This window comes from Accumulibacter sp. (assembly GCF_016789985.1).
Taxonomy (GTDB): Bacteria; Pseudomonadota; Gammaproteobacteria; order Burkholderiales; family Rhodocyclaceae; genus Accumulibacter.
This window is the reverse complement of sequence record NZ_JAEUOL010000074.1, coordinates 1-11,240: the sequence shown is the minus strand read 5'-3', so window position 1 is coordinate 11,240 and position 11,240 is coordinate 1. Positions and strand designations below refer to the sequence as shown.

Below are 11,240 nucleotides of genomic sequence, written 5' to 3'. Positions count from 1 at the left end.
GATGATGCCGAAGATGTCGATCCACGCCTGGCCGCGTCGTGACAGACGGCCGGCGATCAGGTCGATGCGCACATGCTCGTTGCGCATCAGGGTGTAGCCGGCGCCGAGGAGGAAGATCGCCGAGAACAGGTACCACTGGATTTCGAGGAAGGCATTGGAACTGTAGTTGATCGTATACCGCATCACCGCGTTGGCGGCGGCGATCAGCGTGACGACCAGAACCAGCCAGATCAGGGTCTTGCCGACGCGCTCGGTGAGCGCATCGATCAGACCCGACAGCTTGAGTAATCCATTCATGGGATATCCCTCCATAGACGACTGAAAATGCCGCTCCTCCTGTCCACCGCTCGCTTGCGCCTTGCCTCATCACGGGCAATTCCGCGGTGTTTTCCGTACGTGCCACCAGCCGGAATCCGGTCGCCACCTACAGAAGCTCCGATTATGGCACAGCTTCGGGTGCTGCGCGGGCTTCATCGGGATCCGCCAGATTCCCTACCGGGGGCGGGAAATCAATTACGAATCAGCAGCATGCAAGGCATGGCCGCATGCCGTAGGCAATTCGCCCGAGCGGCGCAGAGGCGCGCAGGAAAGAACCGGGCAGCGGGCGGCCCGCTTGCGGCGAGCCGCCCTGGCGTTTCCCCCGCGCCGCACGCCTCAGCGCCGGGCCATGCGCTGGTTCAGAAGTAGCGCCACCAGAGATAGACCTGGCTGATCGCGACATGAGTCAGCATCAGCGGAAAAGCGATCTTCGTGTAGGTGGCGAAACTGAACGGAATTCCGTTGCGCTCGGCGATGCCGGCCACCGTCAGGTTGGCGCTGGCGCCGATCAGCGTGCCGTTGCCGCCGAGACAGGCGCCCAGCGACAGGCACCACCAGAGCGGCAACAGCGCATCGCCACCGCCGAAGGCGGGGCCCATCGACTTGATCAGGGGAATCATCGTCGCCACGAAGGGAATGTTGTCTACGATCGCCGACAACACCGCCGACGCCCACAGGATGCTCACGCCGGTAGCGGTGAAATCGCCACCGGTGGCGGCCAGCAGTTGGTCGGCGAGGAGGCGCAGCAGGCCGGCGTGTTCGACCCCGGCGATGATGATGAACAGCCCGACGAAGAAGAGAATGGTTACCCACTCGATCTCGTTGTACACCTTGACGACGCTCTCCGACTGCTGCTCGGCGGGCTTGCCGAGGTTGTCGAGCAGCAGCAGCAGCGCGGCGCCGGCCATGCCGATGGTGCCCGACTCGAGACCGAGCGTGCGTGCCATGACGAAAGCCAGCATGACCAGAGCCAGGACCAGCGAGGCCAGGCGCAGCAGGCGCCGGTCGGTGATCGCCTGCACTGCGTCGAAGGCCATGACGCGGGCGCGCAGTTCCGGCGACGACTGCATGCACCGGCCCCAGATGAGATGGATCGAGAGGACGTGCACGATCAGGATGACGACGATCACCGGCGCCAGGTTGATGGCAAAGTCGTTGAACGAGAGTCCGACCTGTCCGCCGATCAGGATGTTCGGCGGGTCACCGATCAGGGTCGCCGTGCCACCGATGTTCGAGGCAAGGACTTGCGAAAACAGAAAGGGATACGGATTGACCTTCAGTGCCTCGGTGATGATCAGGGTCACCGGAACCACCAGCAGCACGGTGGTGACGTTGTCCAGCAACGCCGAGACGAGGGCAGTGACGATGGCCAGCATCGCCAGGATGCCGGCCGGGTTGGCCTTGACCAGTTTCGCCGACCAGATGGCCAGGAACTCGAAAATGCCGCACTTGCGGGTGATCGAAACGATGATCATCATCCCGACGAGCAGGGCGATGGTGTTGAAGTCCACCCCGCCGACCGCCTGTTCCTGGGTCAGCAGGCCGAACATGACCATCAGCATCGCCCCGAGCAGGGCGATGATCGAGCGGTTCAGCTTTTCGCTGATGATCACGCCGTAGGTGACGATCATCAGCACGGTCGATAGCCACAGGGGATCGAGACCGAAAAGGACGCTGGAGGTCGCCGCGTGCATTATCTGACCCTCCCTATTCTGGCCAGAACATCCCAGACGGAAACGACCCCGATCAGTTTTCCGTTCTCTACGACGGGCATGATGTTGCGCTGCCGATGCAGGAAGAGCATGGCGTGCATCAGGGTGGCCTCGGGCGACAGCACCGGCACCTCCGGGTCAAGGTGGCGGCTGACCGGATCGTTGGCGACTCCGTCCAGCCGTTCCTGCAGGTCGGCCAGGCTATCCTGGATGAAGCCGCCCTGCACGCGGCTCAAGGGATGTTGCGTGCTCTCCTGCCAGAGCACCCGCGGCATGGCGAGTGCGATCAGCCGGCTGCGCGGCAGCATGCCGACATAGCGGCCGTCGCGTTCGGCGATCGGCAGGGCGGGTACCCGCTGCGCGACCATGGTGCGCAGGGCAAAGAGCATGGTGTCGGTCGGCTGCAGCACGGCTGGCGGCTCCGACATGATCGAGCGGCAAAGGCTTTCGGGCTGATGTTTCACGGAACCTCCGGGGATGGGGCACACAAAAACCCCTTGCCCGTGCGTGGCGCAGGCAATAGGGGGACAGCGCCAGTATGCCGACGCCGGACAGAGGGTGTCAATCGAATGCCGGCGGCTCCCGGCGGAACGCCCGGCGCCGGGCAGCGTTCCGCCACGGACGCCCCGGCCGGGTTATGGCCGGGCGGGCCTTATCCGATAGCAGGCGGCATAGAGCGCCGGCAGGAAGAGCAGCGTGAGCAGCGTGGCAACGATCAGCCCGCCCATGATCGCCACCGCCATCGGCCCCCAGAAGACGCTGCGGGTGAGCGGGATCATCGCCAGGATGGCCGCCGCAGCGGTCAGCATGATCGGCCGGAAACGCCGGACGGTCGAGCCGACCACCGCCTCCCAGGGCGGTTTTCCTCCCTTCTCGTCCTGCTCGATCTGGTCGACGAGAATCACCGAGTTGCGCATGATCATGCCGGACAGGGCAATGACACCGAGGTTGGCGACGAAGCCGAAGGGTACCTTGAAGACGATCAGGGCAAGAGCGACGCCGATCAGGCCGAGCGGGGCGGTCAGCAGCACCAGCAGCATGCGGCCGACGTTCTGCAACTGGATCATCAGCAGGGTGATCACGCTGACCAGCATCAGCGGCATCACCGCCTTGATCGAGTTCTCGCCCTTGGCCGACTCCTCGGTCGCGCCGCCGGCTTCGATGCGGAAACCCGGCGGCAATCGGGCCCGCACGGGGTCGAGCAGGGGGTCGATCTGCGCCGTGGCGGCGGGTGCCTGAATGCCGTCGCGAATGTCGGCGCGCACGGTCACCGTCGGCAGGCGGTTGCGCCGCGCGATGACCGGCTCCTCGAGTTCATGGGTGATTTTCGCCAGTTGCGCCAGCGGTACGTAGCGCCCGCTGGCGGTATGAATGTTCATGTCGGCCAGGGCCGAAATCCTGGCGCGCTCATTGCCGGCGGCGCGCGCCACGACGTCGATCAACTGGTCACCTTCGCGCATCTGGGTCAGCGCAATGCCGGTCAGCATCGAATTGAGGAAGGCGGAGAGTTCCTGCGAGCTGATGCCCAGCGCCCGCGCACGATCCTGGTCGATGTCGATGCGGATCGCCTTGCCGAGTTCGTTCCAGTCGAAGTTGACCTCCTTCAGATGCGGATTGGCGCGCATCACGGCTGCCACTTCGGCCGCCACCCGGCGCAATTCGACGAGGTCCTCGCCCGAGACGCGGAAGAGGACCGGAAAACCGACCGGCGGGCCGTTCTCCAGACGCAGAACGCGCGTGCGCAGGCTGCTCCACTCGCCGTCCTCGTCGGCAAACCTCTGTTCGAGGCGGCGCTTGAGATCTTCGCGCGCAGCGATGTCGTGCGTCGTGATGACAAACTGCGCGAAACCGTCGTTGAACAACTGCTGGTCGAGCGGCAGGTAGAAGCGCGGGCTGCCGTTGCCCAGATAGTTCGCGTAGTACTTGACCGAGCGCTTCATTTCGGGTTCGGCGAGCAGGGTTTCGACCTTTCTCGCCTGTGCTGCGGTGGCCAGCAGCGAAGAGCCGTTCGGCAGCCATAGATCGACCAGCAACTCGGGGCGACTGGCCGCCGGGAAGAACTGCTTCTGCACCCCGAAAACCAGTCCCGCCAGTGCGGCGGCAAAGGCGATGAGCGTCGCTGCAATGACCAGCCAGCGATGGTGCAACGCCCATTCGACGCTTGCCCGGACACGGCGGTAGAAGCGGGTGTTGTAGGGGTCTTCTCCATGCTGCTGCGCCTTGCGCTGCAGCTTCTCGGCATCGAGCACCAGGTAACCGAGGTAAGGGGTAAACACCACGGCGACCAACCACGACACCAGCAGCGCGATGCTCACCACCGCGAAGATCGAAAAGGTGTACTCACCGGCACCCGATTTGGCCAGTCCCACCGGCATGAAACCGACCGCGGTGATCAAGGTGCCGGTGAGCATCGGAAAGGCCGTCGAGGTGTAGGCGAAGGTGGCCGCCCGGAAGCGATCCCAGCCCTGTTCCATCTTGGCCACCATCATCTCGACGGCGATGATCGCGTCGTCCACCAGGAGTCCGAGGGCGATCACCAGGGCGCCGAGCGAGATTCGTTGCAGGTCGACGCCGAAGGCGTACATCAGGAGGAAGGTGATTGCCAGCACCAGCGGAATCGACAGGGCGACGACGGCGCCGGTACGCAGACCGAGGCTGATGAACGAGACGGCAAGCACGATCACCACCGCCTCGCCGAGCGACGACATGAACAGGTTCATCGACTGGCGGACGATCTGCGGCTGGTCGGCGACGACGTGCAGGTCGATGCCCAGCGGCAACTGCTGCTGCAGGCGATCCATCGTGGCGCGCAGCCGGTCGCCGAGCTGGATCACGTCACCGCCCTTGTTCATCGCGATGCCGATGCCGATCGCGTCCTGCCCCTGGACGCGCATGCGCGGCGTCGGCGGGTCGGCGAAACCGCGCTCGACGCGGGCGATGTCCCCCAGCCGGAACAGGCGTCCGTCCGCCTGGATGCCGATCTCGCGGATGTTGTCGACCGACTCGAAATCGCCCGAGACGCGGATGCGTACGCGGTCGGAAGGGGTTTCGTAGAAACCGGCCGGAGTCATCGCGTTCTGTTTCTGCAGGGCATCGAAGATGGCCAGCGGATTGAGGCCCAGGGTCGCCAGCTTGGCATGCGACACCTCGATGAACACCTTCTCGTCCTGCACACCGAACAGTTCGATCTTCTTGACATCCGGTAGCTGGCGCAGCTCGCGGCCGATGCGGTCGGCCTCGCGGCGCAGCGCGGCAAGGTCGAAACCATCCCCGGTCAGCGCATAGATGGTGATGAAGGTGTCGCCGTATTCGTCGTTGATGAACGGGCCGAGCACCCCCTGCGGCAGCGTGTGCCGCAGGTCGCCGACTTTCTTGCGCACCTGGTACCAGGCTTCCGGCACCTCCTTCTTCGGCGTGTAGTCCTTGAGGAGAACGGTGATCAAGGACTCGCCCGGCCGGGTCTGCGAGCGCAGCACGTCTACCCAGGGCACCTCCTGCAGCCGTTTCTCGATGCGTTCGGTGACCTGCAACTGCACCTCCTGTGCCGTGGCTCCCGGCCACAGCGTGCGCACGACCATGGCCTTGAAGGTGAAGTCCGGGTCCTCGGCGCGCCCCAGTCTGAAATACGACAGGACGCCGGAGAGCATCAGAACAATGATCAGATAGGCGACCAGCGACCGGTGGCGCAGCGCCCACTCGGACAGGTTGGGCGGCGTCATTGCGCCGCCGCGTCGGCGCGCGCCTGGTTCGCCGGCGGCTCGCTCGGGCGCCGGGTCTGCTCGATGACCCGCACCCGCTCACCGCTGGTCAGCTTGTGAACACCGGCGACGACGATCCTCTCGCCGGCCGCGGCACCACTTTCGAGTACCGCGCTGTCCTCGCGGTAACCGGCCACCACCACCGGTCGCAGGCTGACCATCTGTTCCGGACTCACGATCCACAGCGCCGGTCGGCCGTCGTGCTGGAAAATCGCGGTCAGCGGAACGGTCAGGCGGGTATTGTCATTACGCCGCAGGAAACGCAGCTTGGCGGTCATGCCGAGCAACACCCGCGCATCGGCACCGTCGATCGCCACCCGTGCCGCATAGGTACGGGTGATCGGGTCGGCCACCGGCGACACCTCGCGCAGCGTGCCCGGGTAGCGCGCCTGCTCATCCGCCCACAGGCTCACCTCGGCGCTTCCCAGGGCGCGCACCTCGGGCATTCGCCCCTCGGGGATGGCGATCGCCACCTCCAGCGTGTCGGCCCGCGCCAGTCGCATGACCGTCTGTCCGGCAGCCACCACCTGACCCACTTCGGCGGCGATCAGCCCGATCACTCCTGCCTGCTCGGCCCGCAGCACCGTGTACGCGGACTGATTGCGCGCCAGCTCGGCCTGCGCGCGCGCCGCCTTGAAGGCGGTCTCCTTGGCGTCCAGCGCAGCCTGGCTGACGAAGTTCTTTTCATGCAGGTTCCGGAAGCGCTGCAGGTCGGCGCTGGCGAGTTCCAGTTGGGCCGCCGCCGCCGTGGCCGATAGCACGCTGTCCGCCGGATCGATCCGGGCCAGCACCTCGCCAGGCCTGACCACGGCGCCCGTATCGACCAGCCGGGCGGTGATCTTGCCGGGAATGCGAAAGGCCAGCGGCGTCTCGTAGCGCGAGCGCACCTCGCCCGAGTAGGTCAACAGCTCGTCGCCAGCGGTCTCGCCGAGCACCCGCGTCAGCACCGGGCGCGCCGTCTCGGGTACCGTCGGTTCCTTGCCGCAGCCAGCCAGCAGGGCGAGCAGCACCAGTCCGCCCAGCAGCAGGCGGCAGCCGCTCCGCTGCGCGGCGGTATCTGCCGTACCCGGCTTCATGACTGGCCTCCTGGTGACTGCAGGCCGCGCACCAGGAGTTCGAAGTGTGTCGCCAGGTAGGTTTCCGGTTCGACCGCCTGGCCACACAGGCGCAGCGAAAAGCGCGCGATCGCCAGCATCAGCAAGGGTGCGATGATGACGTCGATCGCCGCCTCCACATTGAGCGGGCGAAACTCGCCACTGCCGATGCCCCGCTCGAGCGCGCTGCGCAGCAGTGCGCGGCCGCGGTTGATCACCCGCTCCTGATAGTATTGCGCAAGCTCGGGGAAATTGCGCGCCTCGGAAATGATCAGCTTGCTCACCCCGGCCAGCGGGGTACGGCCGATCTGCTCCCACCAGCCGAGCAACAGCTCGCGCAGCAAGTCGACCGCCGGACCCTGATAGGTGGACAGGCGCTCCTCGGCCGCCGCCAGGGCAGCCACCATGCCATCCTCGATGACTGCCTTGAACAATGCTTCCTTGCTGCTGAAGTAAAGATAGAGCGTGCCTTTCGAGACACCGGCACGGGCTGCGACATCATCGAGTCGGGTGGCGGCAAAACCCTTGTCGCCAAAAAGTGCCAGCGCTGCGGCAGTCAGCTCGGACGGCCGGGCGTCCTTGCGGCGGCGACGTGCGGTCGGCTTGCCGGTAAGCAGACCGGACTCGGGCAAGGCGGCGGCATGATTCATCGGCCGATACTTAGTGACTGAACGGTCAGTAATATACGCCAAGGCAGTGCAGGCGTCAAACGTTGCCCTCCGCGCTGCTACGCGCCCGGTGTGCCGATCAAGCGGCACCCCGCTCAGGGCCGACCGTCCTTGCGCGTGACATCGTTCAGTCCCCAGTCGTAGTCGAGGAACTCGATCCGGTAATCACCTGCCACCAGTATCGCCTGTCCTTCGACGGTCGATGCCAGTTGCTCGGCGTAGCGTCGGAATGTTCCCTTGAACGAATCGAAGCCTTGGTGGCCCCCTGCGAAGTCCTTGCCGTACCAGTCGCAGATCTTCGATATGGCGAGGCGCCGGTCAGCCGCATCGAAGCGATTGCGCGAACGATCCGTCAGGAAAAGACGCATCGCGTTTTCGAGTTACCGGTCCAACTGTTCCGGCGTAAACGCCTGTGGCTGCAGCATCGGGGAGCCAATCGAGGCACAAACCACTGCGACATGAATGCGCGGCTCGTCAAAGATGCCCGGAGCACGGAGCATGCCGTGCTCGATGTCGTCCAGGCTGCCTTTCTGCCCGGGCAGGACGAAGAGCTTGCGCTTCCACGGCGAGCGAAACGTACTACCGAGATCCTTGATCGACTTCGGGTCCGGATACCTGCTCAATACCAGGTCGATGGTGAACGCGTTGTAGGCATTGATCAGGAATGCCATCTGCCGGGCTCGTGAGCAGCCCGCGTACTCCTGTTCCGACACGGCGGACAGTGAGGTCAGATAGGTGTTCAGGGCACCCCGATCAGCCGCCATGCCACGGTAGTCCACGCTGCTGGCGCTGCCGCCGGCGGCAGCTTGACGTGCCGGGCGAGCAGCGCAGTCCACTGACGATGTGTGATCATGGGCGTGCGCCGGGAAAACCGGCAGGCCGAGCAGAAAAACGAACAGCGGTCGCGCTGCGTACATGTCACCTCTCCTCTTCGCCAGTCATCAAGACGGTACACCGGCGTTGGCACCGCGCACCCGCAGGGTGCCCGTCAGACGCGGACCATGCGCGCACAGACGGGTCGCTCAGCGCGTATGCAGCGCCAGCGTACCGGCAAAGGGGCCGAGTCCGGCGGCCAGCACCATCAGCGTCGCCCACACCAGTTCCGGTACGTTGCGCAGCAGATTGAGCAGAAAACGCGACCGCCGCCCGCCACCACTGCTGCTGGCCAGCCCGGTCGCCGTCGTAACATCGCTGCGCGCTGCCGATTCGGCCACCAGTTCGCTCAGAGCGGCATCGGCCAGCATCGGATCGAACGCCGAAACCGGTTCGTCGGCGAGAATCAGGTCGGATTGCTGATAGGGCACGCGGGCAATGCCGACACGGTGCAACTGGCCGCCGGAAAGACGGTCGGCCAGATCGGCGCACGCCAGGGTCGTTTGTGCGCCGTCGGTATCGACCGGGTAAAGCAAGTGAGAGGAGTCTCTTTCACACCGGCCAACGACCCAGTCGCCCGGCGAGGATGGCGGTCACCACCAGCGGGCGGGAGTATCGGTGGCGTCTGGCGAATCATCCTGATACGTGCGCGCAGGCGCCGCAGTTCGCCGCTCGACAACTGCCAGGGATTGGCGCCGAGGGATGTCGAGTCGTCCCTTACCCGGTTGTTAACACCCCATACGCATATTTCCTGCTTTTCAGGCGAGTCTCGATTCTAAGTCGTTGATTTTCCTGATGGTGGATTTTTCAGGCGTTTTGTAGTGCCATAATCGTATGACGTTTTGGCCGATCCCCTTGCTTTTGTTGTACGATCGTGGGCATGTTCATACGACAGACGAGAACCGGCAACAAGGCGACGGGTGAAAGCTACGTCACCTACCGACTGGTGCGCAGCGAGCGCATCGGTGGCAAGGTCCGACAGATCACGCTGTTGAACCTTGGGAGGCACTTTCCGATCAAGCAGGAGGACTGGCCGATTCTGTGCAGCCGGCTCGAGCAGTTGCTCAATCCGCAGGCGGTGATCCTGCCTTTGGAATGCTCTGAGTTGATCGAGCGCACGGCGCAGCGTTACCACGCGCAGCTGGTTGCTCGCGCACCGACGATCGCGTCGACGGAGAGTGCGGCCGGATCGACCGGCGAACCTCGCCCGCCTGTGGACTTCCAGGAAGTCGACGTGGACTCGCTGCAGATGACGCAGCCGCGGTCGGTGGGCGTCGAACACGTCGGTCTGCATGCGGCAAGCGAGCTGGGTTTGATCGAGACGCTGAACGAACTGGGCGTCAATGGGGTGGTGCAGGCATCGATCCTCGGCAACCTGATCGGGAGGCTGGGCCAGCCGGGGTCGGAACGGGCGACCTGGAACTGGCTGCAGCAGCACAGCGCCCTGGGTGAGTTGATGGACGTCGACTTCTTGTCGATGTCGCACCTGAGTCTGTACCGCGCCTCGGACGTCCTGATGAAACATCGGGAGGTGATCGAGACGCGTTTGTTCAGCACCGCCCGGACGCTCTTTGATCTGCAAGAGACGGTCACCCTGTACGACCTGAGCAACACCTATTTTGAAGGCGACGTCAAGCTGAATCGCAAGGCCAGGCGAGGACGTTCGAAAGAGAAGCGCAGCGACTGCCCGTTGGTGACGCTCGGTCTGGTGCTCGACGGCAGCGGCTTCGTCCGGCGCTCACAGCCCTTCGCCGGCAACGTCTCCGAGCCCGGCACGCTGGCGTCCATGCTGGCCGGCCTGGGGACGCCGGCGGGAGCGCTGGTGGTGATGGATGCCGGCATGGCCACCGACGCCAACGTCGCCTGGCTGGTCGAGCACGGCTATCGCTATCTGGTGGTGCGTCGCGGCGGGATGCGGCAGTTCGATGCCACACGCTCGGTGAGCATCGAGACCGCTGGCGAGGAGTGGCTGCCTCTCCAGAAGGAGCTGAGCCCGGATGGCCAGGAGCTTTGCCTGTATTGCCATTCGCCGAGCCGGCAACTCAAGGAAGAGGCCATGCTCGCGTTATCCTGTGGGCGTTTCGAGGCGGGCTTGCAGCAAATGCGCGATGGGCTGCAAAAGCCCCGCAGCGAAAAGAATCACGACAAGCTGCTGGAACGTCTCGGCCGACTCAAGCAGAAGAGCCGTGGCGCCAGCCAGCACTACCAGGTCAATCTCGTCACCGAGGAGAGCGGCAAGACGGTGACGGCGATCACCTGGCAGAAGGTGCCGGTTCCCGGCACGATGGCGACGCATCCCGGCGTCTATTGCCTGCGGACCAACGAACTCGCCTGGGATGAAGAGAAACTCTGGCGCACCTACACGATGCTGACCGATCTGGAGAGTGTGTTTCGCAGTCTGAAAAGCGAACTGGGCTTGCGACCCATCTACCACCACAAGGAAGAGCGGTCGGACGGTCATCTGTTCATCACCTCCCTCGCCTACCAGTGCGTTCAGTTCCTGCGCGTAAAACTCAAGGCCGCGGGGATCACCGACAGTTGGGCGACCCTGCGCGACATCCTCTCGGTGCAGCGCCGGGTCACTGCGACCTTCAGCCAGCGCGACGGGCGATCCCTGCATGTGCGCAAAGCCACCGTCGCCGAACCCGATCTGCTGGCAATCTATCGCGCGCTGGCCATCAGCGCCGCACCCGGAGGAACCAGAAAACTGATCAGCTGAATCGCCAATTACGGGCTTGTAGTGCCACTCGACATCCTCTTGGCCCGCAACCGATTGATTCAGCTAGATGTTTCTTGGGACTCGTTAAACTTGGGCTA

General features: G+C 64.5%; 9 protein-coding genes and 1 pseudogene. 1 reads left to right on the top strand and 9 read right to left on the bottom strand.

All coding sequences use genetic code 11. From position 1 onward, the window contains the following. The 9 genes and pseudogenes from JNK99_RS04400 to JNK99_RS04360 all read right to left on the bottom strand — a co-directional run. Nucleotides 1-297 (bottom strand): TRAP transporter small permease subunit (locus JNK99_RS04400; RefSeq protein WP_291849171.1); only part of this gene is annotated, 297 nt, incomplete at its 3' end. Between the two features lie 380 nt (nt 298-677). After that, entirely contained in the window at nt 678-2,012 is a 1,335-nt protein-coding gene (locus tag JNK99_RS04395; RefSeq protein ID WP_291849168.1) for an ArsB/NhaD family transporter, read from the bottom strand. Continuing rightward, nucleotides 2,012-2,494 (bottom strand): CBS domain-containing protein, encoded by a 483-nt coding sequence (locus tag JNK99_RS04390; protein WP_291849165.1) that lies wholly within the window; start codon nt 2,492-2,494, stop codon nt 2,012-2,014. The genes JNK99_RS04395 and JNK99_RS04390 overlap by 1 nt, the downstream gene beginning before the upstream one ends. A 171-nt stretch (nt 2,495-2,665) precedes the next feature. Continuing rightward, nucleotides 2,666-5,749: an efflux RND transporter permease subunit gene (locus JNK99_RS04385; RefSeq protein WP_291849162.1), complete on the bottom strand. Its 3,084-nt coding sequence runs from the start codon at nt 5,747-5,749 to the stop codon at nt 2,666-2,668. After that, nucleotides 5,746-6,864, bottom strand: coding sequence for an efflux RND transporter periplasmic adaptor subunit (locus tag JNK99_RS04380; RefSeq protein WP_291849159.1), 1,119 nt, complete (start codon nt 6,862-6,864; stop codon nt 5,746-5,748). Before JNK99_RS04380 ends, JNK99_RS04385 begins: the two co-directional genes overlap by 4 nt. After that, nucleotides 6,861-7,532 (bottom strand): TetR/AcrR family transcriptional regulator, encoded by a 672-nt coding sequence (locus JNK99_RS04375; RefSeq protein ID WP_291849156.1) that lies wholly within the window; start codon nt 7,530-7,532, stop codon nt 6,861-6,863. Before JNK99_RS04375 ends, JNK99_RS04380 begins: the two co-directional genes overlap by 4 nt. 113 nt (nt 7,533-7,645) lie before the next feature. After that, nucleotides 7,646-7,918, bottom strand: coding sequence for a hypothetical protein (locus tag JNK99_RS04370; RefSeq protein ID WP_291849154.1), 273 nt, complete (start codon nt 7,916-7,918; stop codon nt 7,646-7,648). A gap of 12 nt (nt 7,919-7,930) precedes the next feature. Further along, on the bottom strand, nt 7,931-8,467 hold the full coding sequence (locus JNK99_RS04365) for a DUF547 domain-containing protein (RefSeq protein WP_291849151.1): 537 nt from the start codon (nt 8,465-8,467) through the stop codon (nt 7,931-7,933). A 276-nt stretch (nt 8,468-8,743) separates the two neighbouring features. Next, nucleotides 8,744-9,099: pseudogene (locus JNK99_RS04360) on the bottom strand (ATP-binding cassette domain-containing protein); the annotation flags it as partial. Nucleotides 9,100-9,303: 204 nt separating this feature from the next. Here JNK99_RS04360 and JNK99_RS04355 point away from each other — a divergent pair. Then, a complete protein-coding gene (locus tag JNK99_RS04355) occupies nt 9,304-11,142 on the top strand; it encodes an IS1634 family transposase (RefSeq protein WP_291849148.1) in 1,839 nt (612 codons plus the stop codon). Nucleotides 11,143-11,240 lie beyond the last annotated feature (98 nt).